This is a genomic window from Lentibacillus sp. Marseille-P4043, from assembly GCF_900258515.1.
In the GTDB taxonomy this organism is placed as follows: domain Bacteria; phylum Bacillota; class Bacilli; order Bacillales; family Amphibacillaceae; genus Lentibacillus_C.
This window is the reverse complement of the sequence record NZ_LT984884.1, coordinates 1,469,192-1,494,480: the sequence shown is the minus strand read 5'-3', so window position 1 is coordinate 1,494,480 and position 25,289 is coordinate 1,469,192. Positions and strand designations below refer to the sequence as shown.

General features: G+C 40.0%; 20 protein-coding genes and 1 pseudogene. 6 read left to right on the top strand and 15 right to left on the bottom strand.

Going from position 1 to position 25,289, the window contains the following annotated elements; all coding sequences use genetic code 11:
• Window positions 1-165: 165 nt before the first annotated feature.
• The 3 genes from araA to araD are packed head-to-tail and all read right to left on the bottom strand — an operon-like array spanning window position 166 to window position 4,050.
• Window positions 166-1,650, bottom strand: coding sequence for an L-arabinose isomerase (araA, locus tag C8270_RS07340; protein ID WP_106496209.1), 1,485 nt, complete (start codon window positions 1,648-1,650; stop codon window positions 166-168).
• On the bottom strand, window positions 1,637-3,343 hold the full coding sequence (locus C8270_RS07335) for a ribulokinase (protein WP_106496208.1): 1,707 nt from the start codon (window positions 3,341-3,343) through the stop codon (window positions 1,637-1,639). Before C8270_RS07335 ends, araA begins: the two co-directional genes overlap by 14 nt.
• Window positions 3,344-3,357: 14 nt before the next feature.
• Window positions 3,358-4,050 (bottom strand): L-ribulose-5-phosphate 4-epimerase, encoded by a 693-nt coding sequence (gene araD, locus C8270_RS07330; RefSeq protein ID WP_106496207.1) that lies wholly within the window; start codon window positions 4,048-4,050, stop codon window positions 3,358-3,360.
• 206 nt (window positions 4,051-4,256) lie between these two features.
• Between araD and C8270_RS07325 the strand changes: the two genes are divergently transcribed.
• A complete protein-coding gene (locus tag C8270_RS07325; RefSeq protein ID WP_106496206.1) occupies window positions 4,257-4,916 on the top strand; it encodes an HAD family hydrolase in 660 nt (219 codons plus the stop codon).
• 325 nt (window positions 4,917-5,241) lie between these two features.
• Here the strand turns inward: C8270_RS07325 and C8270_RS07320 are convergent, their stop codons facing one another.
• The 10 genes and pseudogenes from C8270_RS07320 to C8270_RS07275 all read right to left on the bottom strand — a co-directional run bounded on the left by C8270_RS07320 (window position 5,242) and on the right by C8270_RS07275 (window position 16,778).
• Entirely contained in the window at window positions 5,242-6,000 is a 759-nt protein-coding gene (locus C8270_RS07320; protein WP_106496205.1) for a sugar phosphate isomerase/epimerase family protein, read from the bottom strand.
• Window positions 6,001-6,083: 83 nt separating this feature from the next.
• Window positions 6,084-7,052 (bottom strand): sugar phosphate isomerase/epimerase family protein, encoded by a 969-nt coding sequence (locus C8270_RS07315; RefSeq protein WP_106496204.1) that lies wholly within the window; start codon window positions 7,050-7,052, stop codon window positions 6,084-6,086.
• 124 nt (window positions 7,053-7,176) lie between these two features.
• Entirely contained in the window at window positions 7,177-8,214 is a 1,038-nt protein-coding gene (locus C8270_RS07310) for a Gfo/Idh/MocA family protein (RefSeq protein WP_106496203.1), read from the bottom strand.
• A gap of 2 nt (window positions 8,215-8,216) precedes the next feature.
• Window positions 8,217-9,248, bottom strand: a complete 1,032-nt coding sequence (locus C8270_RS07305) for a Gfo/Idh/MocA family protein (protein WP_106496202.1) — start codon at window positions 9,246-9,248, stop codon at window positions 8,217-8,219.
• Window positions 9,249-9,261: 13 nt separating this feature from the next.
• Window positions 9,262-9,417, bottom strand: a pseudogene (locus tag C8270_RS20430) (ThuA domain-containing protein); the annotation flags it as partial.
• Between the two features lie 57 nt (window positions 9,418-9,474).
• Window positions 9,475-10,491, bottom strand: a complete 1,017-nt coding sequence (locus C8270_RS07295) for a LacI family DNA-binding transcriptional regulator (RefSeq protein ID WP_106496201.1) — start codon at window positions 10,489-10,491, stop codon at window positions 9,475-9,477.
• 30 nt (window positions 10,492-10,521) lie between these two features.
• Window positions 10,522-12,873: a glycoside hydrolase family 31 protein gene (locus C8270_RS07290; RefSeq protein ID WP_106496200.1), complete on the bottom strand. Its 2,352-nt coding sequence runs from the start codon at window positions 12,871-12,873 to the stop codon at window positions 10,522-10,524.
• 27 nt (window positions 12,874-12,900) lie between these two features.
• A complete protein-coding gene (locus C8270_RS07285; protein WP_106496199.1) occupies window positions 12,901-13,743 on the bottom strand; it encodes a sugar ABC transporter permease in 843 nt (280 codons plus the stop codon).
• A gap of 1 nt (window position 13,744) precedes the next feature.
• Entirely contained in the window at window positions 13,745-15,025 is a 1,281-nt protein-coding gene (locus tag C8270_RS07280) for a sugar ABC transporter permease (protein ID WP_106496198.1), read from the bottom strand.
• A gap of 463 nt (window positions 15,026-15,488) precedes the next feature.
• Window positions 15,489-16,778, bottom strand: a complete 1,290-nt coding sequence (locus C8270_RS07275; protein ID WP_106496197.1) for a sugar ABC transporter substrate-binding protein — start codon at window positions 16,776-16,778, stop codon at window positions 15,489-15,491.
• Window positions 16,779-17,017: 239 nt separating this feature from the next.
• Between C8270_RS07275 and C8270_RS07270 the strand changes: the two genes are divergently transcribed.
• The 4 genes from C8270_RS07270 to C8270_RS07255 all read left to right on the top strand — a co-directional run bounded on the left by C8270_RS07270 (window position 17,018) and on the right by C8270_RS07255 (window position 22,590).
• Complete coding sequence (locus C8270_RS07270) at window positions 17,018-18,796, top strand: alpha-glycosidase (RefSeq protein WP_106496196.1); 1,779 nt, start codon at window positions 17,018-17,020, stop codon at window positions 18,794-18,796.
• A gap of 286 nt (window positions 18,797-19,082) precedes the next feature.
• Window positions 19,083-20,444 (top strand): MATE family efflux transporter, encoded by a 1,362-nt coding sequence (locus C8270_RS07265; RefSeq protein WP_199794655.1) that lies wholly within the window; start codon window positions 19,083-19,085, stop codon window positions 20,442-20,444.
• A gap of 678 nt (window positions 20,445-21,122) precedes the next feature.
• Entirely contained in the window at window positions 21,123-21,638 is a 516-nt protein-coding gene (locus C8270_RS07260; RefSeq protein ID WP_158701644.1) for a YcxB family protein, read from the top strand.
• 166 nt (window positions 21,639-21,804) lie between these two features.
• Window positions 21,805-22,590 carry an HAD family hydrolase gene (locus C8270_RS07255; RefSeq protein WP_106496194.1) on the top strand — a complete coding sequence of 262 codons (786 nt, stop codon included), beginning with the start codon at window positions 21,805-21,807 and terminating at the stop codon, window positions 22,588-22,590.
• Window positions 22,591-22,637: 47 nt separating this feature from the next.
• Here C8270_RS07255 and C8270_RS07250 read toward each other — a convergent pair whose 3' ends face one another.
• Both C8270_RS07250 and C8270_RS07245 read right to left on the bottom strand, forming a co-directional pair.
• Window positions 22,638-22,856, bottom strand: a complete 219-nt coding sequence (locus tag C8270_RS07250) for a DUF2922 domain-containing protein (RefSeq protein ID WP_106496193.1) — start codon at window positions 22,854-22,856, stop codon at window positions 22,638-22,640.
• Between the two features lie 138 nt (window positions 22,857-22,994).
• A complete protein-coding gene (locus C8270_RS07245; protein ID WP_106496192.1) occupies window positions 22,995-23,219 on the bottom strand; it encodes a DUF1659 domain-containing protein in 225 nt (74 codons plus the stop codon).
• A gap of 772 nt (window positions 23,220-23,991) precedes the next feature.
• On the opposite strand from C8270_RS07245, the gene C8270_RS07240 reads away from it, so the two are divergent.
• On the top strand, window positions 23,992-25,059 hold the full coding sequence (locus C8270_RS07240) for an LCP family protein (RefSeq protein ID WP_106496191.1): 1,068 nt from the start codon (window positions 23,992-23,994) through the stop codon (window positions 25,057-25,059).
• The last annotated feature ends 230 nt before the right edge of the window (window positions 25,060-25,289 follow it).

Below are 25,289 nucleotides of genomic sequence, written 5' to 3'. Positions count from 1 at the left end.
CATTATCATTGGTATTATTTGAAAATTATTCAAAACACATTCGTATAAGTTAAGCTTAACATAAATACAATAGTTATATACAGTTTATTTCTACTCGTTTCAAACTGCAAACTATTACAGAGCTATACACAAAACTATAGCTCTGTAATGAAGTAGTTTAAGTATTTATCCCCAAACACCCTCCCCCAACTTCAACTCATTCCGCAATTGCCTAGCCCTCGTACCACGATCAATCACAATACATTCAATACCCGCCATCTCTGCAAAATCATATAATTGATCTGTCGTTATATTAAGTGAAAATACCGTATGATGCGCTCCGCCCGCATATATCCATGATTCCGTTGCTTCGCTTAAAGATGGTTCAGGTTTCCATAAAACTTTTGCCACTGGAAGATTTGGTGTTTCTTCCGTTGGCTGTTCTGCTTGCACTTCATTGACAACAAGTCGATACCTGCCACCTAGTTCAATTAGTGAGGCAACAACTGCTTGACCGCCACGGCCATCAAATACTAAACGGGCAGGGTCGTCTTTATCGCCCATATCAAGTGGATTAACGACAATTCTAGGCTTTGTTGCGGAGACTGTTGTGCAAATTTCCAACATGTGTGATCCTAATATCATTTCATTGCCTGGTTCTAGGTGGTACGTATAATCCTCCATAAAGGATGTTCCCTTGTTTCCAGCGATAACTTTCATCATCCGTAATAAGGCCGCTGTTCTCCAGTCCCCTTCCCCAGCAAATCCAAATCCTTCCGCCATTAAACGCTGAGCTGCTAAGCCTGGCAGTTGCTTCATACCATGCAAATCTTCAAAGTTAGTTGTAAAGGCATTATAATTTCGCGCTGATAAAAATGCTTTCAAACCCAGTTCAATCCGTGCCTGTTCCAATATGGAATCTCGAACAGGCCCCGATTCATTGGCTTCAACCGGCAGTTCGTATAATTCACTGTATTCGTGGTATAAATTTTCCACATCAGCATCAGCGATTTTCTCCATTTCCTCAACTAAATCCCCGATTCCATAGTAATCCACTGTCCAACCAAATTTAATTTGCGCTTCCACCTTGTCTCCATCTGTAACAGCGACATTACGCATATTATCGCCAAAACGAGCAACTCTAATATTCGTTCCTTCTGTTACGGCTACTGCGGTTTGCATCCAATCACCGATTTTTGCTGTTACATCTGGATTTTCCCAATGACCGACAACCACTTTACGCGGGATATTCATACGTGTTCCAATAAAACCAAATTCACGGTCCCCATGTGCGGATTGATTTAGGTTCATAAAGTCCATATCAATATCTTTCCAAGGAATATCACGGTTAAATTGCGTATGTAAATGTAACATTGGTTTCTGCAATGCCTTTAGTCCGGAAATCCACATTTTTGCAGGGGAAAATGTATGCATCCACGTGATTAGTCCTGCGCAATTTTCATCGTTATTTGCCTCAAGCATTAATTTGCGGATATCATTTGCGTTCGTTAATACCTTTTTAAAAATAATATTAAATGGTAGATTACCATTTTCATTGAGTTTTTCTGAAATTTGTTTTGAATGATCTTCCACTTCTTGAAGTGCCTCATCCCCATATAAGTGTTGACTTCCTGTTACGAACCAAAATTCATAAGGTTTAATTGTTAACATGTTCGTTCCTCCTAATTTGGGCATTATTTGTAGTAAGTTTAATTGCTCGCAGCCGCTTCATCACATCATTTTCACCACGGCCAAAGTAATCATGAAGCGTCGAATATTCTTGGTATAGTTCTTCATAAATAGCTACATTTTCAGGTATCGGTTCAATAATTTCATCTTTTATTCGAGCCATTTTTTTAGTTGCATCTAATATTGTGTCATAACCACCGTTAGCTGCACCCGCTGCAACTGCGCCAAACATCGCAGCACCTAGAGCAGGGGTTTGAAATGAATCTGCTATTTTGATAACTCGATTCGTAACATCTGCATATATTTGCATTAACAGCTTGTTTTTATGTGGCAACCCCCCACATGCATATAACTCATTAACCTCAATTCCATTATGATGAAATGCGTCAACAATTTTACGAGTACCAAAAGCAGTTGATTCGAGGAGCGCTCGATAGATTTCCTCTGGTTTTGTCTGTAATGTCATCCCCAATAGCAATCCGCTTAAGTCTGTATCGACAAGCACCGAACGATTTCCATTCCACCAATCAAGTGCCAATAATCCTGTTTCACCTGGCTTGTAGGTTGCTGCGCTTTTTTCCAACCATTGGTGAACCGTAACACCTGCATCATCAGCATCCTTTTTTACATACTCTGGTACTCCTTGATCAACAAACCATGCAAAAATATCTCCCACAGCTGACTGGCCTGCCTCATAACCGTAAAATCCAGGAATAATTCCATCTTCAACGACTCCACACATACCTTCAACCTGCTTCTCTTCATTACCTAGAAGCATATGGCAGATCGAAGTCCCCATTGCCATCACTAACTTTCCTGGTTCACCTACACCCATAGCAGGTACGGCAGCGTGTGCATCCACATTTCCAACGGCAATTGCTGTCCCTACATTTAAACCAGTAATCCTAGCCATTTCTTCCGTTAATTCGCCGGCTTTTGTGCCTAATGGAACAACCTCCCCACGTAGTTTTGTATCTGTTAAATCTTCTAACCGTGGATCGAGTGCTTTAAAAAATTCCTTACTTGGATACCCATCTTGCTTATGCCAAATTGCCTTGTATCCAGCTGTACAACTATTACGAACTAAGTTATTGGTAAGTCTTGCTATAACCCAATCTGTAGCTTCAACAAATCGGTCTGTTTTTTCATAAATATCAGGTGCTGCATTTAAAATTTGCCATATTTTTGCGATCATCCACTCGGAAGATATTTTACCTCCATATCTCGGCAAAAAATCTTCCCCCATTTGTTCAGCTATTTCATTTAATTTGTTTGCTTCATCCTGTGCTGCGTGATGTTTCCACAGCTTGACCCAACTATGTGGATTCTCTTTTAATTCGGGATTAAAACTTAAGGGATCTCCTTTTTCATCGACCGGTAACATTGTACATGCGGTAAAATCAATTCCAAGCCCAATCACATCGTTTGGATGTACGCCTGATTCCTGTAAAATAGCTGGGATAGAGTTTCCTAAAACATCGATATAATCGCGCGGGTTTTGTAATGCCCACTCATAGCCTAATTCAATTCGGGAATCAGGCAATTCTTGATCAATCACACCGTGTCTATACAGCGTTACATGATCAGCAATTTCTTTACCATTTTCTAGTGATACTAAAACAGCTCGACCTGATTCAGTTCCATAATCAACACCAATAGCATACTTTTCTGCCATGTATGATATCCCCCTTATTTCTCTTGTCCGTAATATGCTTTTGCACCATGTTTTCTTAAATAATGTTTATCTAGAAGCGCTTGGTTCATGGGTGAAGCATTTGGATTTAATTGATATGTTTGTAAAGCCATCTTCGCAACTTCCTCCAAAACAACGGCATTATGAACTGCCTCGTTTGGATCTTTTCCCCATGTAAACGGGGCATGACTATGAACAAGCGCTCCAGGTACTTGGTTCGGATCGAGTTCTTGAAAAGTCTCGACAATAACATTTCCAGTTTCATGCTCATAAGCCCCGTTAATTTCTGCTTCCGTCATCGCCCTTGTACACGGAACTGTACCGTAAAAATAATCACCATGTGTTGTTCCTAATGATGGTATACCTCTCCCCGCTTGTGCCCAGCTTGTTGACCATGGTGCATGTGTATGGACAACACCACCGATTTCCGGGAAGTTTTGATATAAAACGAGATGTGTTGGTGTGTCCGATGACGGATTCAAATTCCCTTCAACGATATTCCCATCCAAATCAACTACAACCATATCTGCCTTTTTTAATTCATCATATGGAACCCCACTAGGTTTAATAGCGATAAGCTGGTCTTCTCTGCTGATACCGCTTACATTTCCCCATGTAAAAGTTACTAAGTGATGCTTTGGTAATGCAAGATTGGCCTCTAACACTACTTGCTTTAAATCTTCTAACATGTTATCAACACCTTCCACACAAAATATCATGTACGTATAACATATGGATACTATTCTTATATTAATACAATTTGTACGTACAATCAATAATATTTGCGATAATTATAACTTTTAAAAATATAAATAACATCAATCGACCTTGAGCAAACAAACAATTGTCTTTATAATGGCTGTGTAACAACAGCAAATGGCAGAGGAGTTTATACATGATAAAAGGTATTATTTTTGATTTTGATGGGTTAATTTTTGACACAGAAACATTGCAATACCAAGTTATAAATGAGATTTTCCAGGAGAATGGCAGTGAGCTTCCTCTTTCTAGATGGCAAGAGGAGATCGGTACTCATACTGGGTTTATGCCATTTCAATACTTGGAAAAACAGATTAATAGAAAAGTAAATCAGCAGGAACTGGAGAGAAAATTTAATGATCATTTTCAGGCAAAACTAGCTGTAGAAAAGGCAAGGCCGGGTGTTGAGGACTATTTGAAAGAAGCTGAACAACTTAACTTGAAAATTGGATTAGCTTCAAGCTCTAATTTTAAATGGGTGTCGAATCACTTGAAGCAGCTTAACTTATACGAATATTTTCAGTGCATCAAAACCTCTGATGATGTTGAATTTGTAAAGCCCGATCCAGCATTATATGTAAAAGCTGCACAATGTTTGGGTTTAAAAGCTGAGGAATGTCTCGTTTTCGAGGATTCCGCCAATGGTGCTTTAGCTGCTAAAAAGGCAGGAATGCATTGCGTGGTTGTCCCAAATGATGTGACAAGAGCCATGGATTTTTGTAAGGTGGAACATAAACTAACATCCATGGCAGATGTGAGTTTGAAGGAGTTACTAGGAATTGTTGATATACGATGACAAATATAGTAAAATGCCTGAGTCCTGCTGATTATCGCCTGAGTTGCTCCGGTCATCGCCCGAGTTACACCGGTTATAGCCCGAGTACGGCTCATTTTCGCCCGAGTTGCTTCGATTTCCGCCCGAGTACAGCTGATTATCGCCCGAGTGACGCCCTTCCCCCCGGGCCCGCTGCTCAGCCGGCGGGACATGGGGACAGGTTAGTTGTCCCAGTGCAGATACCAGTAAGGACGGGGCTTCGTAGGTGGGACGCGGGACCTGTCCCCATGTCCCACCTCACCATATCCCGGCAACACCCTGGCTAGAAAACTGCCCAACCCTTTCCCTAGTCTGCAAGCTGTCGTTTCAAATAGTCTATGCTAATTTTCACACTTTCAAATGGGGTTCTGTGGCTTTCATCTTGTTCGATGATCCACCACTTTACATTCGCTTCGTCCCCTTTATCTAGGACTGCATCAATATCAACGCCACCCGTTCCAAGCTCGGCAAAAAATTGTTCCCCGTCTGTTGTCATATCTTTTAAATGTACAAGTGGTGTACGGCCTTGGTAGCGATTGATCCATTCCACTGGATTTTCACCTGATTTCGCAAGCCAGTAAATATCAAATTCAGCTTTGACATTTGCAGAATTTGTATCATCTAAAATAGCCTCCAGAGCCATTCTGCCATCAGCCAAATGTTTCAATTCAAAATCGTGATTGTGGTAACAAAGTGTGATGCCTTCAGACTGACATTTTTCCCCTGCATAATTTAACAAGGAAATGAGATCGTGATAATCTGTTTCCGTTCGAGCATCCGGCGGTAAGTATGGGCAGACGACATAGTGGTTTCCCAATATTTTTTGTTCTTCAATCACTTTGTCTAGATCATTTTTTAAATCGTCTAACGGGACATGACTCGCAGCTACCTGAAGTCCTAAATTGTCCAACAAATTCCTTACTTCTTTTGCAGTCAATCCACCATATCCAGCAAGTTCAACCCCATCAAAGCCAAGATCTGCGACACGTTTCAATGTACCGGGAAAATCGTGCTGACTTTCTTCACGTAATGTAAACATTTGCAATGCTATCGGAATTGGTTTCATTTTGTTATGCCCCTTTTTCAGAAATTATGACTATAGCAATACAAGGCGCTAAATCATCATTAGCGCCTTGTTCTTGAAATGTATTAAGCCCACCACATATCGGCTGGCTTTTCTTGTATATTAACTGCTTTTAAGTTTTTAACAGCCTGGCTAAACCCTTCATCAATTGACATAATTGGATCTTCATGTTCAATGCTGATCACATAATCATAGCCATAAGTTCGCAGTGCACTAACAATGTTGGACCATTCTTGACTGCTGTGGCCATAACCTACCGAACGAAAACTCCAACCACGTGTTTGCACGCTGGAATATGGCTGCATATCCGTCAAACCATACATATTCACATTATCTTGATCGATGTACGTGTCTTTTGCATGAAAATGATGGATTGCATTTGCTTTTCCTAAAATTTTTACCGCAGCTACTGGATCAATTCCTTGCCACCATAGATGACTCGGATCCAGGTTAGCACCGATTGCATCATTTGTTGCTTCTCTTAATTTAAGCATCGTATATGGCGTATGTACCAAAAATCCCGCATGAAGTTCCAAACCGATTTTAACACCATGATCTTTAGCAAATTTTCCTTGCTCTTTCCAATACGGAATAAGTTTTTCTTCCCATTGCCATTTCAAAATATCCGAATACTCCGTTGGCCATGGTGTTACGGGCCAATTTGGATATTTGGCATCCTCATCAGACCCAGGCGTTCCTGAAAATGTATTTACAACTGGCACATTCATTAATTCGGCAAGTTTAACGGTTTTGACAAATGTTTCATGCGCATTGTTTGCTTGTTCCTTGTTTGGCGAAATTGGATTGTCATGGCAGCTGAAAGCACTAATTGTTAACCCACGAGAATGCACCTTTTCCAAGTACGCTTTCCGTTTATCTTCGCTTTCAAGTAATTCATCAAGCGCGCAAAAATCATTACCAGGGTTTCCACCTGTACCAATTTCAACCGCCTGTAATCCAGCATCACACACATAATCAAGCATTTCCTCAAATGTTTTCCCCGCAAACAAAACCGTAAATACACCCAATTTCATCACAATCACTCCTTGTTTATTATGTTCATCTGGGACATGGGGACAGGTCCCTTGTCCCACCTGCTCCCCTGTCACCCACGCTGTTCTCTCGCCGGGACAACTAACCTGTCCCCGCGTCCCGCTCCTATAGTCGTACGCTTCGCCGAATTTCGCTGCTTTGGTAGATGGCTTCGATTAGTTGGCTTACTTTCATGGCTTGTTCTGGTTTTACGAGCAATTCTGCTTGGCCTAGGCAGCTATCGACAAAGTTTTCTGCTTGCAAATGGCCTGCCTCTGTTTCGTTATGTTCTGCTTTTGCTTCGCTAGTTAAAAAGATTCCATGTTGCGGTCGGTAGAGTTCAAATGGATATACATTCATACCGCCATCCGCACCAGATATGCTGAGATGCATTGTATCTTCTTTGATATTTGCCGCCCAAGAACATTCAAGTAATAATGAAGCTCCATTTTCAAACGTAATATATCCCGATACATGATCATCCACATTAAATGTTTCATGATCAAAGGTGCCCCAGTCGTTCATTTGATTAGGGGTTTTGCTCAAACGATTATAAGTTGTTCCCATTACTTCAACAGGATTCGGATCATCGAGAAGCCATAAAGCCATATCTAGCAGGTGGCAGCCATAATCAATTAAACTACCGCCTCCTTGCAATTCCTTATTCGTAAAAACACCCCATCCTGGGACCTTTCGTCTTCTCATCGCGCGAACCCTTGTTACGAGCGGATCACCAACTTCACCATTTATTACAGCGCTTTTGGCAGCCTGAGCCGCTTCGGTATAGCGGTAATGATACCCAATTGATAAAAGTTGTCCTGCCTTTTTTGAGGCGGCAATCATTTCCTGGCATTCCTCTGTCGTCATTGCCATCGGTTTTTCACATAACACATGTACACCCGCTTCCAATGCCGCAACCGCAATTTCGGCGTGAAATTTATTTGGCGTACAAATCGTCACCGCATCGACAGTCTGAAACAATTCGCGATAATCCTCAAACACGTTTGGAATCGCAAATTTTTCAGCTGCTTCCTGCGCATGATCGATATTCAAATCTTGAACGGCGCTAATTTCCACTTTGTCTGTTAATCTTAGGTATGCAGGAATATGCCTACCCTGGGCAATTCCGCCTGCACCAATAATTCCCATTTTCAACTTTGTCATCATTACATCTCCAGACTGCTGACTTTTCTCGTTTGCTCAGAATCCAATGCCGCTAAAATAACGTTAAGCGATTTCATTCCTTCTTTTCCATCGATCAGCGGTTCCTTGTCATTAACAACACAGTCCACAAAATGATCGATCACGTGTGTTGTTGTTTGACCGCCCTCTTCATTCGATTGAATGCCACCCAATTCATATTTCACGACTTCCCCATTTTTATAATTCACGATCAGCGAATAATTTGGGTCGTCTTCCAAACGAAGAATCGCATTTTCCCCATAAATAACCGTCGAATTATCCTCGTTTGCCGTATATGCCCAACTTGCTGCAAGTGTTCCGATAATCCCGCTTTCCGATTTCAAAATACAAACCGCGTTATCATCGACATCGGTGTTTTCTTTTGCATTTGTTCCGACAAATCCAGCAACCTCAACGAATTCTTCTCCTAAAAGATAGCGAAGTAAATCTGCTTTGTGCACGCCAAGGTCACCCATTGCTCCAATGAATGCTTGATCTTTGCGGAAGAACCAACTATCCTTCCCATCCACACTCCAGCCTTCAGGACCGCCATGGCCAAATATTGTACGGAAGCTATAAATTTTACCCACTTCGCCACTCGCAATTAGATCCTTTGCTTTCTGGTGAGAAGAAACAAATCGCTGATTATGGGCAATCATTAATTTTTTATTGTTTTCTTTTGCCGCTTGAATCATGTTTTCCGCTTCTTCTTTTGACGTTGCCATCGGTTTTTCACAAAGTACGTGACAGCCGGCTTGTAAGGCAGCGATGGAAACAGGTGCATGCAGATAGTTCGGCAAACAAACACTAACAGCATCGACCGTAACTTCTGCCAACAATGTTTCATAGTTTGTATACGCCTGAGCTTCGTATTTTTCAGCAAATGTCTTCGCACGTTCCTCGATAATATCGCACACGGCAACGATTTCCGCGTCTGGATTGTTATGATACTCGATTAAGTGTCTATTTTTTGCAATACTTCCACAGCCAATCACTGCGATTCGTAGTTTTGCCATGTTGTCATCTCCTTTAGTTCTTTTGAGAAATTTTCTCTAATGGTTTAGCATTTCCATACGTATGCTTCGGTGTATTCGTATTTTTTGCCCATTTCACGGCATTTTTGATGACCTGTCGAATTTCCTTATTATGGTATGTTGGATATGTCTCATGACCAGGACGGAAGATAAGGAAACTGTCTCCATACCTCCGATAAAGCAAGAGAGAGCCTTCACATTGGCTCCCTCAAATTTTTCTCACTGATTCTCGATAAACGATCCGATGTGGGATAATAATCCGCTTTTCAGGCTCATTCTTATTCATCGTTTTTTCAATTAATGCCCTTGCTGATTGCGCACCAAGCTCATATATCTGAACATCCACGGTTGTCAACGGTGGTCTTGTTATTTCTGACAAATAAACATTGTTAAAACTCACGAGTGAAATATCCCCTGGAACATTATATCCAGAATCCTCTAGCATGCTTAACACGCCAAGACTGATCAAATCATCACTGACAACGATCCCGGTCGGCTGACTTTCTAGTGCAAATAAGCTTTCTACTGCTTCTTGTCCACCAGATTTCAGAAACTCCGTATAAATCTTATAGCCTTCACAATTTTGGATACCTGCATCTATTAAAGCTGATTCGTACCCTGCTTGCCGATCCATTGTGACAAACCGATCACTCGATCCCCCAATAAAGGCAATTTTATGATGCCCTTTTGCAATCAAGTATTCAGTGATTTCCTTTCCAGCACGGAAGTTATCATTGTCAACATGTGTTATTTCGTTCTCATGCTCATGTGGTTTTCCGACTATTACAAATGGAAAGGCTTGCTCATGCAAGAAATTTGTGACACGATCATCGATACTGGAATAGAGTAAAATCACGCCATCAACATAACTGCCATACACCATTCGCTTGACCTCTTCAAAAATTTCATCTTCTGTCTCGCCAGTCGACAGTGACATCGAATATTGCATTTGATGAATCACTGAACCGATTCCACGCAATACTTCAGGAAAAAATGGATTTTGCAATGCTTTATTCGTTGAAGAAGGCATAATGACGCCAATTGCCTTTGTCGATTTGACGACAAGATTCCTTGCAGAGATGTTCGTATGATATCCCAGCTTCTTCATCACTTTACGTACTTTTTTCTTTGTATCCGCACTTATTCTCGGATTGTCGGCAATAACTCTGGAAACCGTAGAGGGTGATACTCCACTCGCCTTCGCTACATCTTTGATTGTCACCATTTTTCATCAACCCTCTACTAAATTAATAAATTATTTTACAGGAACAACACGCTTTTCACCGCTATTTTCTCCGTTAATTATAACATGCTGTCCTTCTTTTAGCCCTACTACATTCACATTTATTTCTTTATAGGCCGGTGATAGATTTCCTTTCTGTTGCAATACATTTATTTCAACAGAATCTTCGTTTGACTTTACTTCGATGTCAAGCTCAACAAATGCATTCTTTTCGTATTCGAATGTTTCCCCGTCATCATCATAGAATGTAAAACGATAGCTTTCATCGTGATCGCTTGCATATACATTCATGGTTATGTTTTTTGACGATTTAACTATATTCGATATCCATTCTGTCTGCATGATTGCCGAACCTTTCTTCACAAATATTGGCATTTCATCCAGTTCAGCATGGATCAAATGAGTTTCTGCTCCTTCATAAACGATACCAGTAGAAAATTCAATCCATTCACCAGCAGGCAAATATACAGCCCGGTCCGTTACAGAAGGTACTAGAATCGGTGCAACGATGACGTTGTCACCAATCATAAACTGATCATTCATATTATATGTTTTTTCATCATCCGGAAACTCCATCAATAATGGACGCATGACAGGAAGACCTGTTTTGCTTGCCTGATAAAACAAGGAATATAGCTGTGGCATCCATTCATAGCGCATCTGAATATACTTTTTCATGATTGTTGCATATTTTTCACCGAATTGCCATGGTTCCTGATTTTTAAATCCAATAGCTGAATGATTACGAAAAAATGGTGTAAATGCTCCAACCTGTGTCCAGCGCGTCAGCAGTTCCGCATTGGTATCATAGGCAAAACCGCCAACATCGGGGCCGGCAAAAGGGGCACCAGACAGTCCAAGATTCATGACCATGGGAAGTGACATTTGTAAATGTTCCCAAAAGCTCCGGTTATCTCCCGTCCAGACAGCTGCATAGCGTTGGACACCTGCATATCCTGCACGAGTCAATAAAAACGGACGTTTACCGTTAAGCTGCTGCCTTAACCCTCCATAGGTTGCCTTCTCCATTAAAAGTCCATAAATATTATGAAGTTCACGATGTGTTGCCGGACGACCCTCATTTCGGTGGATCACTTCCACATCCATTGTTTTTGTTTCATTGAATACGGCAGGTTCATTCATGTCATTCCAAATACCCTCTATACCCAACTTCGTATAAAATTCATGCTTGTCGCCCCACCATTTGTGTACCTTCTCATCAGTGAAATCAGGAAATGCACTTGGGCCAGGCCATACATCACCATGGTAAATGTGGCCCTCAATATACTTACAGAAAAGATCCCCATTAACGCCTTCTTGATATATGTTATATTCTGGATCCTTTTTTACGCCAGGGTCAACAATTGGGACAACACGAATCCCCAGTTCACGCAAGTCCTTTATCAACTTTTCCGGATTTGGAAAACGTTCTTGATCAAACGTGAATACGCGATAACCGTTCATGTAATGAATATCCAAATGAACGGCATCAAGTGGAATATCACGCTCAATAAAGTTCTTCGCAAGCTCCCTTACCTCTGCCTCCGATCTATAGCTATAGCGTGATTGATGATAGCCAAGAGCCCATTTCGGTGGCAATGGCATTTTTCCGGTAAGATGCGTATATTGTTCAAGTACTGATTTTGGTTCCGGACCGGCAAAAACATAATAATCAAGCTGACCACCTTCCGCTTGAAAAGAATAATAGTGTTCCTCCGATTTCATATCAAAAATTGTTCTGAACGTATTATCAAAAAATACACCATGAGCACGTCCATCACGCAATGTCATGAAATATGGGATCGATTCATATAAAGGATCTGTTTCCGGATTATGTGGGGCATAGACATCCGTGTTCCACATTTCATATTTTTCCCCACGCTTATCCAGATGACCTGATTTTTCACCAAAACCGTAAAAATGATCGGCTTCATTCATTACCTTATAAGCAATGACTTCCCCAGTTGACTTGAAACCCATGCCCCTATCCATTTCCGCTATCAATTCACGACCTTGATGATCGTTAACAGTCAAGCGGAATGGGGATTTTTTAATGACAAGCTCCAATTTACTTGTTTTCAAAATAAGAGCTTCCGATGATTGTTGTTCTTTGACAGTAACTGTTTCAGGCAGAGTGATTACAGCCTTGGAACCACTCAATTTGGGTTCATCTACCGGATTCATAACAACCCGTACAATAAAGTCTGTGTAAAATTGAATCACTACCTGTCCATTTTTACATTGAAATAGATATTTATTATCTGTCTTTTTATAATTTAATAGTGTACCAATATCAGAATACGCATCAATACCGGTAACTTGTTCTTTGCCAGGGTGAATGGCAAAGCTAGTGTCCTCAAGCATAAGTGTACCTCCTGACTCCTGTTGTATTTATCCTTTTATACCACCAGCTGTTAAACCAGACACAAAGTATTTCTGTAAGGATAGGAATAAAATCGCTATCGGAATAGCAATTAAAATACTACCTGCAGCGAATAATGTAAATTCACTACCGTACTGGCGTGAAACTAATTCATACAACCCAACTGCAAGCGTGTATTGCTCTGGTTGTCGTAGTAAAACTTTTGCCAAAATAAAATCCGTAAATGGCGTAATGAATGAAAACACAGCAACAACCGCAATCATTGGTTTCGCTAACGGCATAATAATTTGCCAAAAGATCCGGAAATGTCCGGCACCATCCATGCGAGCACTTTCATCCAATTCTTTAGGAATAGAATCCAAATATCCTTTCATCAGCCACGTATTCATTGGGATTGCCCCACCAATATAAATGAGAATCAATCCGAGGTGGGTATTGATCAATCCAGTCACATTTGCCAAGACAAAAATCGCAATTAGCGCCGCAAAGTTTGGAATCATTTGCAAGATCAAAAATGTTACAAGACCATTTTTTCTTCCAACAAAGCGATACCGTGAAAAGGAATAGGCCATCAGACTAACGGTAATCACGGATGCAACCATGGAAATAATGCAGACCTTGAGTGTATTCCAATACCAGGTCAAATAAAGACTATCTTTTCCAGTGAATAGTTCCTTATAATGATCCCACGTCGGGTTTTTCGGGATGATACTAAAACTTGAAACACTCGTACCAGGTGTCAATGATGCACCAAAAACCCATACAAGCGGATAAATAATTACAATCGCCATAAAGGCAATGATTAAATAAGTCGCTGTCAATCGAAATATTCTCGTCTTTTTCATATTCATATCACATCATATCCTCTTCTTGGAATGACTTGGTTCTTCTGAATTGCCAGATAGCAATGACAATAACAACAGCTGACATAATCATTGTAATAGCAGCAGCCATGCCGTATTGTTGAGTGGTCATCGTCAGGTTGTAAATCCATGAAATCAAGATATCTGTACCACCGGCGTTTTGCCCAGGTATTGACGGGCCACCACTATTGAACAAGAATATTACATTAAAGTTGTTAAAATTAAACGTGTACTGCGTGATTAGTATCGGGGCAATGGAAAACATAACGAGTGGCAGCGTGATTTGTTTGAATTTCTGAAACGCACTTGCCCCATCAACTGTTGCTGCTTCATATAACTCACCCGGAATTGCCTGTAATACGCCAGTAACCATGACAAAAATGAATGGAAAGCCAAGCCAGGTTTGAATCATGATCAGAGCTAATCTTGTCCACATCGCATCCGTCATCCAAGGAATCGGGCTAATTCCCAATGCATCTAAAATGGTCGTATTAATCGCACCAAATGATTCATTAAACATCCCTGAAAAAATCAAAATGGTGACAAAAGCAGGTACAGCCCAAGGCAAAATGAGCAATGTTCGTATAATCGCTTTTCCCTTCAAGTCCTTTTGATTCACCAAGATTGCTAGAAATACTCCCAAGGCAATTTGTAGTGTTGTTGCAGCAAATGTCCAAACAATTGTCCAGGCAAAAACACTAAGAAATGTATCGCGCCAAACGTCCATCGTAAATAAATTCTTGAAGTTATCCCAACCAATCCAATCGGTTAATTGTGCTGGCCAATTGTGGTATAAATCGTAATTCGTAAATGCAAGCAAGAAAACAAAAATAATTGGCAGAATCACGACAAATAATAATAAGAAAAATCCAGGACTTAACATTAAATAGGGGAACCCATTGTCAATCAAATTTCGATATTGCCCGCGAATTGTATTAAGCCGTTGTCCCATGTCTCGTCTTTCACCATTTTTATATGCATCACGTAGATTCATGAACATAAAAATGGCAGCAATTGCAAGTAAAAATATGGAAATGATGCCATATACGATAAGAAAAATTGAATTATCTCTTGGCAATTTTTCACCGAGTGTTAAGATCCCCCAAATTCCAATATCAATAAAGTCCCAAAAAGCAATAACAAAAGATATAGCTAAACCTAAAAAGATAAATCCCTTGAGATATTGCCGATTATAAAATTGACCTAACCCTGGAATAATGGAAAGTAGAATTGCAATTTTTCGATGGTTTGATTGATATACATCATCCATTAATGGGTCTCCTCTCTTTTAAAGTGCATGTTCAAAAAGTTGCCAAATTAGAAGCAAGAAGGTCGAGGCGGCGTAGCTTCGAGCCCCGAAGTGTACATAAATAGGTACATGAGGAGCGGACTTGCACAGGACGTGCTGGCTTCTGCGTTGCCCACAGGACGTGGGCGGTTTTAGCAGAAGTTCTTCTACCCCAACGAAGAAATTCGCCGCTTATAATTTGGTAACTTTTGAACAACCTCTTAAAAAAACATTTTTCTTGAATGAACATAACATATACGATCGATAATAAATATTCGTTGTTTTTTCGATAAAGCGAAACTTCATTCAGTGGGAATTTTCAATACACAGTTCCGTGCTAGTACCGACGTTGCTGCAGGACGTAGCGATTTTAGCAGGCCACCCAGTTGATGCGGGATAAAATGAAGGCGGTATCTCGTCTAACAGATACCGCCTATGCTGAATATTAGTTAGCTCCACCATGATTCATTTCAATATTTTGTTTAATCAATTCAACAGCTGTGTCAAGCGCTTCTTTTGGTTCTTCCTTTCCGGTTGCAACCGCTTGAACCGCCGTTGCCATTGGATCCCAAACCTCAGCCATTTCTGGAATAGACGGCATTGCAATGGCATCTTTTGATTGTGCCATAACAGCTGCTGCACCTTCGTTTTCACTAACCCATTGTTCATCATCCAACAGTGATGCTAGTGGTGGAATTTCTCCCGTTAACTCAAATCTCGTTTTAGCATTTTCTTCATTGGATACAAATTCTACAAATTTTTGCGCCCATTCTTGATTCTGACTAAAGTTTGTAACAAACCAGCCTTTTACACCCATAAATGTTCCCACAGGTTCACCGTTTGATAATTTAGGCATTGGCGCAATTCCGATGTTAATTCCTGCATCTTGATAATCCTTAAAAGCCCATGGACCATTTTGAACTGCAAAAGCTTTACCTTCTTTAAATAATCCATTCATTTGGTCATTAGATTTTTCACCAATGATACCGCTTGGGAATAATCCTTCTTCATACCATTTTTGAATATACTCCAATGCTTCCACCGATTGTTCATTGTTTAGTCCAATGTCTGAAACATCATTTCCATCACCAAACACATAACCACCAAATCCACTGAATATGCCATGTGAATGATAGAAATCATCCCAGATTGCTAGAAAACCATAGTTGTCGTCGCCTGTAGCCTCTTTAGATAAGTCATATACCTTGTCCATTGACTCGGGAACTTCTGGTAACAAATCTTTGTTATAAATAAATACCGGCGTTTCTACTGCTTTTGGTAAACCGTACAATTTGCCTTCATAATTCATAGAATCAACCGATGACTTTGTATATTGACTAAGCACATCATCACCTACTTCAAGTGGTGAAAGATAACCTTTTACCACCGCTGAACCAATTCTATCATGTGGCAATGTAACAACGTCTGGTGCATTTTCTGTGTTACCATCCAAAGCCAAGTTTTCTTCTATTTCTGTAATGTTGTATTCCACATACTCAATTTTGATACCATACTCTTCTTCAAACTTAGCTGCAGCATCTTCCAGTGCAGGACCTTTGTCTTGGTCTTCCCACACAATAAGTTTCTCAGGTTTCTCTGTATCTTTTGTTGTATCTTCAGTGGTGTTTGCATCCGAATCTTTGGATCCTTCCTCCGATTCATCATTAGGTCCGCAAGCTGCAAGTACTCCCATTAATAGTGTAAAAGCAAATAAGACTCCTAACCACTTCTTCATCAATTAACCTCCCCAAAGGATATTTTTGTACAGTGCACGCAATTTGTGAAAACGTTTGCGCAATCACTTTAATTTTATTATACACTGTTTTTTTCTAATATCAAGAAGAAATTTATTATTTAGATAACAAAAGCGTTAGCGCTTACAATAAGCAGTGCTTTCTGATATACTTATTTTTGATAAAGGCTTTATTCTGAGCATAATATTATGCAAACGTTTGAACATAAGGAGCGATTCATATGTTAATGGAAGCAATTTACCACCGTCCCAAAGATAATTTTGTTTATGCTTACAATCACGAAACATTACATATCATCTTGCGAACAGGAAAAAGTGATGTCGACTCTGTTGATCTCCTATTCGGCGATCCTTATCATATCGATAATGAACAATGGTTGTACAAAATAGCGGCTATGGAAAAATCGGGATCCACGAAAATGCATGACTATTGGAAAATTGCAGTAAAACCTGAATTCCGGAGAATGCGATATGGATTCCGCTGTTCAAATTCTGATAAAACCGTTTATTATACAGAGCGTGGATTTTCTGAATCTGCATCAACAGATAAAGATTCCTATTTTTGTTTTCCATATTTGCATAAAGGTGATGTATTTTCGGCTCCTGCCTGGGTGAAAGAAACAGTCTGGTATCAAATTTTCCCTGAACGATTTGCAAATGGGAACCTTTCCAATGATCCAGTTGGGACATTACCGTGGGGCGAGACCGATCCAACTCCGTCTAACTTTTTTGGTGGTGACTTTCATGGGGTAATGGAACATCTTGATTATTTGGTTGATTTAGGCATAAACGGGATCTATTTTACCCCAATTTTCAAGGCACATTCGAATCATAAATATGACACCATTGATTACATGGAAATCGACCCGCAATTCGGGGACAAGGATACATTTCGCCGTCTCGTTTCGGAGTGTCACAAACGAGGGATTCGTGTCATGCTAGATGCGGTATTCAATCACAGTGGTTATTACTTTGCCCCGTTTCAAGATGTATTAGAACATCAGGACAAATCCGCTTACCGTGATTGGTTCCATCTTTGGGATTTTCCAGTCGTTACAGAGCCGAAACCAAACTATGACACATTCGCTTTTGGAGCTTCCATGCCAAAATTAAATACCGAGCACCCAGATGTAAAGCAATACTTATTGGATGTTGCCCGCTATTGGATCGAAGAATTTGATATTGACGGCTGGCGCCTGGATGTTGCTAACGAAGTCGATCATGCATTTTGGCGGGAATTTCGAGAAGTCGTTAAATCCGTCAAACCGGATGCATACATTTTAGGTGAAATTTGGCACGACTCGATGCCTTGGCTTTTAGGTGATCAATTTGATGCTGTTATGAACTATCCATTCACAAATGGGACTATTGATTTTTTCGCCAAACAGGAAATGGACGCAAGCACTTTTGCCAATTCGATAACTAAAGTTTTACATATGTACCCTGCTAATGTGAATGAAGTTGCGTTCAACCTGCTTGACAGCCATGACACACCACGGATTTTGACTTTAGCAGGCGGGAATGTAGATCGTGTCAAATTACTCTACCTCTTTCAATTAACATTTATTGGAACACCATGTATCTATTATGGGGATGAGATTGGCATGACAGGTGGACAGGATCCGGGGTGCCGAGCATGTATGATTTGGGATAAAGATAAGCAAAATCGTGATCTCTTTCATTTTGTTAAAGCGTTGATCTCATTACGAAAATCAAATTCCGTTTATGCGAACGGAGCAAATTTTCGTTTTTTACATGTAGATGATGCAAAAAATACGATTGTTTATGAAAAGTACACTGAAGACAACCGTGTTATTTTTGTTGTGAACAATAGTTCCGAACATGTCACAGGATCATTTGGACTGTCAGGTATGTTTGATGAACAAATTTTAACGGAATTTGGATTTCAAAAAAATCTAGTTGACACTGGTAAAATCTCTATTGATCTAGCACCATATGGATTTAGGATTTTTGAACGGGTCGATGTAAAAGTAGATTAGCAGAAACTAGTAGCGTTGAAGAGAAAGGTGTTGTCTATCAAATTTATCCACGAAGTTTTCACGACAGGTATAGGGACGAGATAGGCGACATCAGTGGCATTACCCCTAGATTTATAAACGAAGGATTATGACAGGAAATAGCCTTTATTAGAGCACCGTCTACCCTAAGGCGGTGCTTTTCAAGTAAATAGCAAATAGCGCATGAATGAGCAACTAATTTAAATGGGACGGAACATAGAATGGTTGCAATATTTCATGTGTTACTGTCTGAGGGAGGGTAACCTAAATGATTGGTCAAAACAAGAAAAAACTAACTTTACTTGCACTAACATGGCCGATATTTATTGAAACATTGCTTCACATGCTAATGGGTAATGCAGATACGCTAATGTTGAGTCAGTATTCAGACCATTCTGTCGCAGCAGTAGGTGTAGCAAACCAGACTATTTCAGTTGTTATTGTAATGTTTGGTTTCGTTGCAGCTGGAGCAGCCATTCTTGTGGCACAAAATCTAGGAGCTAAACAAGAAAAAACTGCCGGAGCGATAGCAGTTACCTCGATTAGCCTAAATTTATGGTTCTCACTATTATTAAGCTTGGGGCTACTTTTCTTTAGCAAATCGATTTTAAATCTTATGAATCTCCCTAATGAATTAATGGGAGAAGCAACAATCTATATGAATATAGTTGGCGGATTCATTTTTGTTCAAGCTTTAATTATGACAGTAGCAGCAATTTTGCGGAGTTATGGTTTTACCAAAGACACCATGTATGTGACCATTGGCATGAATATACTTAACGTTATCGGAAACTATTTTGTTATTTTTGGTCCGTTTGGCTTTCCAATTCTAGGTGTGGAAGGGGTAGCTTTAGCCACAACATTTAGCCGTTTTTTAGGATTCTTGACATTACTTGTTCTTTTAATAAAAAGAAGTAAAGGTGAATTACCAATCCTTTCGTTTATCAAATACCAAAAAGATCACGTAAAAAGTTTACTGGCCATTGGTATTCCTTCAGCCGGAGAACAACTTTCCTACAATGTTAGTCAGATGGCTATTACGTATTTTGTTGCTCAAATGGGTACAACTGCTATCACTACAAAAGTTTATACCCAAAATACAATCATGTTTATTTTTCTATTCTCAATAGCTATTAGTCAAGGAACCCAAATACTAATCGGCCATATGGTAGGGGATAATCAACTAAACAAGGCCTACAAACGTTGCCTAAACAGCTTAAAATTAGCAATTATCATCTCTGTTTCTGCTGCAATTGTCGTGTGTTTTTCAAGTGATTTGCTTCTTGGCATTTTTACAGATAATCGCTCTATCATTGAAAAAGGCGCCATCCTTTTATTACTTACCATTATTTTGGAGCCCGGACGTGCATCTAATCTTGTGGTCATCAACTCCCTTCGTGCATCTGGAGATGTAAAATTTCCTGTTTTCATTGGGATTATCTCTATGTGGGGGATTAGTGTAACGTTTGCGTGGTATTTCGGATTGTATCTAGGTCTTGGTCTTGTCGGAATTTGGATTGCCTTTATCGCAGACGAATGGTTAAGAGGATTTCTTATGCTTAAAAGATGGAAATCTAAAAAATGGACAAAAAAGGCATTTGTTAAAAATAATGAATCGGCGATATCCTGATGCTTTATTTTTTGCGGGACGTGGGGATAGGTTAGTTGTCCCAGCACAGTTGTCGATGAGGACGGGGATGAGCGGTGGGACGCGAAACCTGTCCGAGGCCACTGAAAAAGTGACCATTACAATAGATGTCATTGAACAAACCACTATATTTAGCGTCGTTATCAAATACAATCATATATATATTGCGGATAGTATACTCTTCATTTTTGTGAACCGGACTTTTTCAGTGTTCTCGACCTGTCCCCATGTCCCACCAAAACCAAAAATAGCGCCTTTCTTCCTAACAGAGAACGAGCGCTATTTTTTTATTTTTCTTATTATCCAGGTTCAGAAATTCACTATCATTGGCAAACTCAACATCCCGGTCGGTATATTTTATCACATTTCATTGTTTGTTCTTGTCCTTATTGCGATTTTTGTTCTCCTCTGACATGGAATTAATCTCCTCCTCTTAAAAAATTTATTCGTTTTTTATTGCTCCTTACCGGGAGTTTTTATTTGTTAAGCATTATCACATTTTTAGATGAACCCGGACGCTAAGCTTAATCCCTCAACATATGGTAATCTAGCTACGCGAGAACGCCCTTTATAAATGAAGTTTTTTGCCTGGATCTGCTATAATGGAACAGATATATTCAAACAGACACCTTTATGTTTGGTGAAAGGAAGTTTAGGAAAATGACCATTCGTTTTCAACTCAATTTTGATGATTTAACTGCATTCCAGCAGGACGTCATTAAGCATTCTTATACACATCATATTAAAGAAAGATATTTTAAGTGGATCAGTACAATCGTGCTTTTCCTCGTTGCGTTGTTTCTCATGGATACGTCATTCGCGGCCGTTGTTGCCAGTTTGGTGATAGCGATTATTTATTTTATGATTTTTCCGATGCTGTATTCGAACATCGCATTTTTCAAGCTAAAAGCACAAATGCAGAAAAATGATTATTCCCATGTACTAGGTGCGTGTGAAATGACCTTTTCAGACAATGGCATTGATCGAGCAATGAATGATGAAACAACGCATTTTAATTGGGATGGCTTTGTGAAATTGACGGAAGACCCGCACCACTTTTTCCTGTACGTATCCGATTTGCAAGGTTTAATTATCCCTAAAGAACCGGATGGGATGGATAAAGAACAGACAGCCGCCTATCATAAACAGCTTAGAAGCTACGCAGCGTTCTCTTAAGCAGTGCTTACGTGGGGTGCGCGGGACATGGGGATGGGGGATGGTTCCTTGTCCCACTGCAGCTTCCCTTCTAAACCCGGATAGATGCTTGTCCAACATGCGATTCGCTACTGGGGACAAGAAACCTGTCCCTACGTCCCACTACCAAAATCAAAAGGAGACTACTATGACATATAACATACTTTTCCTGGATATAGATGGAACAATTTTGAAACCGGATCATACTTATTCTGCATCAACGAAGGAGGCAATTTCACAGGCCAAGGCGAAGGGTATAGAGGTTTTCCTGGCAACAGGGCGCCCTTTACACGAAATTGCGGATCTTGCGATGGAACTTGGAGTGGATTCATTTATTGGATACAACGGGGCATATGCCGTTTATCAAAACGAAACCATCCTCGATGAGCCGATAAACACCAATACGGTTGAGCAATTTCTTGAGATCGCGGAGAATAATGGACAGGAAATCGTGCTTTATACGAACGAAAAGAACTATTTTACTGCACTGGATTCACCAGCAACGAGCAATTTTATCGAGACATTTCAGATGGTGAAAAATGAACGTTTTACGAAAGCTGTAATGGATCGTGTTTTAGGTGCCACCATAATGAAACTGGATCCTTCACAAGCATCCCTTTATGAAATCGAAGCTGATATCCGCCTTTCACAAGTGAACATTGAAGGCGTTCAGCATTGCTATGACATCATTCGCAAATCGGTCAACAAAGGGGAAGCAATCAAAAACGTGCTGAAACGTTTGGATATCCCTAAAGAAAAGGCTATTGCGTTTGGTGACGGAATGAATGATAAAGAAATGCTTCAAACAGTTGGAGAAAGCTTTGCAATGGCAAATGCACACCCTGATCTATTTGATTTTGCAAAACACCGCACAACATCAGTAGAAGAATCGGGGATTTTTAATGGATTGAAAAAGCTTGGGATAGTGGGATAAAAACTGGGGGCTGACTCCTCAAATGATGTCAGCCCTGTTGCCTATCCCTATTCTGCTAATTCAATATCTGTCACAATCCGATCCACGACTCGTGCACTCTTGATTGAAACAAGGTCACCGCCTGTGGATGTGAAAGCATTTTGTGAAATGATTTCCTCCATGGCACTCTTTACTGCCGCTGGATCAACTGGTTCAACCGGCTTCTCTAATGAATACGTAACAGTTTTACCTTCTTTATTTGCAAATTTCAACTCAAGCTTTTTCATCATCTTTCCTCCTTCCATTTAATGGTGGGACGCGCGGACAGGTCACTTGTCCCATTCAAAGCTTCGGGATAAAAGGCTCTATGCCGCCACTTCCGCCCTATCTAGATGCTGGGACAACAAACCTGTCCCCATGTCCCGCTATGCTTGTCTGATTTCGGAGTTGTCTTTTCGTTCGATGTTGTAGAGTGGTCGTTCTTGTAGTCCTGCTACAGCTTGTGCGATTGTGTATAACTGATCGGCTATTGCGGCTGTTTTGACGTTGTTGAAGCTTTTTGTTTTATAGATTGGTTTCCCTGTCAAAACGTCCGCACCGTCATCAAGCACAAGCGATAGCGTCGATTTATACACTTCTGATTCTGCCATGTTTCATCCCCTCCTTTCACCATTACAATCGTTCGTAAGGGGTGGAAGGTAGCATGGAATATATTTTTTTAAAATCATTAAAGTGCACCTTCTTGTCAACAGATGATAAGCAAGTGATGACTTTGTTGAAAATCCATACAAAAGGCCTACACTTTTCCCCAAACTACCTGTAAAATGGGACTAAGTGTTTTTTTCAGAGAAATAAGTCCTAAGATCAACCAAAAAAGGTGCCAACTGCAAAAAGCCCGAAAATAAAGTGGATCTGGTGATTTAGTCACTTTCATACTGCTTGATTGGGTGCACAATGCATTTGAGCAATGAAACAAAGGAAATGGCTGCAGGGTTCCCACCATGCTGTTGGGCGTGAGAACAAGCCACTGAATCTCAGCGTGGGAAAAGTGTGGATAATATTTCTGCTTGTTAGAGTAGACGACACGATCCATGCTTCTATATAAACATGACCTCTAAAATTCGACATTTTCCCCAACTGTGCCAAAAAAACACCATATAAAAGTAAATCTTTTTTAAGCTGCAGAACGTTGTCTGGTAAAGGCTTACACACTACGTTAAACGTTTCTAACACGATTGTAATCAAATTTTAATTTACGAATAGGCTATTTCATAGTAAAATTAATGTTGATTTTCCGTATAAAATGTAACTTTTTAGAATAAGATCGTTTTGCTTATGAATATAAATTTTTTGCTATATAGATAATCACACTAGCATAATACTAGAACTAAAGGTATTTTGCTTAAAAAGGGGAATTTTTCTATGCCAGACAATTCACGTCGTGTCAAGAGAAAGAAGCGTAGGCTCAAGAAACGCGTTGTTTTCATATTAGTGCCCATTCTTATTGTGTTTTTCGGGCTTGTAAGCTATGCCACGTATTTATATGTAAAAGCAGATTCCGTTTTTTCTGATTCCTATAAAGATGACGGACGGGAAAAATCAGAGTTACGTGATACAACAGTTGATCCTGATGTCGATAATGTTTCAGTCTTAATCATGGGTGTGGATGCCAGTGATATCCGAAAAAATAATAAAAACGGAAATTCGCGTACAGATACCCTAATACTCGCAACACTGAATAAAGACGATAAGAGTGTAAAGCTACTTAGCATACCACGTGATTCTTATGTTTATGTCGAAGATGCCGGCAAAAAAACGAAGATCACAGAAGCACACGCATACGGTGGACCCAAATCAACCATTGAAACAGTGGAAAATTTATTGGATATTCCAGTCGATTATTATGCAAAAGTTAACTTCGAAGCATTTATCGACGTTGTCAATGCCGTTGATGGCGTAACCATTGATGTTCCTTATGAAATGAATGAACTTAATTCCAAAGACCAAGCCGGTGCCATTCACTTGTTACCTGGCGAGCAGAAATTAAATGGCGAGGAAGCACTAGCCTTTGCTCGTACCCGGAAACAGGATAATGATATCGAACGCGGGAAACGACAGCAGGAAGTAATCAAGGCTGTGATGAAAAAAGCAGTATCGATGAATTCCATTTTAAAAATTGACAACATTATTGAAGCAGTAGGAAAAAACATGACCACGAATATGACATTCGATGAAATGAAAAGCTTTATTTCTTATGGAACAAGCGGAAAAAGTTTGGATATCGATTCACTTACGTTGGAAGGGCAAGATTATCAACCGGGTCGTAAGTATTTTTACAAATTGGATGAACTAGCTCTTGAAGATACAAAACAGATTCTAAAAAGCCAATTAGATTTGACAGATAACACAAGCGCAACAGCCAGTGAAACTGATCAAACAGATGAAGATACGAGTATAGAAGCAAGTGATAATTCAACAAATTCATATTAGAGTGAGAAGCTGTCGGCTGAATTTTGCTGGCAGCTTTTTTTGTGATTAGTAAAAAGTTCACAGCGCACCACCAGACAGACATAAGCGAATTTTCGATTGTGAATCTATATGAAGGGGTTTCTGATTGTATACAGTACCACAATGAATCACGTAACCCCTCAATTCCATCTTCCCTAAATGCGTTAACTTTTGCATCAATTCAATGTAAATCCCCTTCTTTAACACCTAAA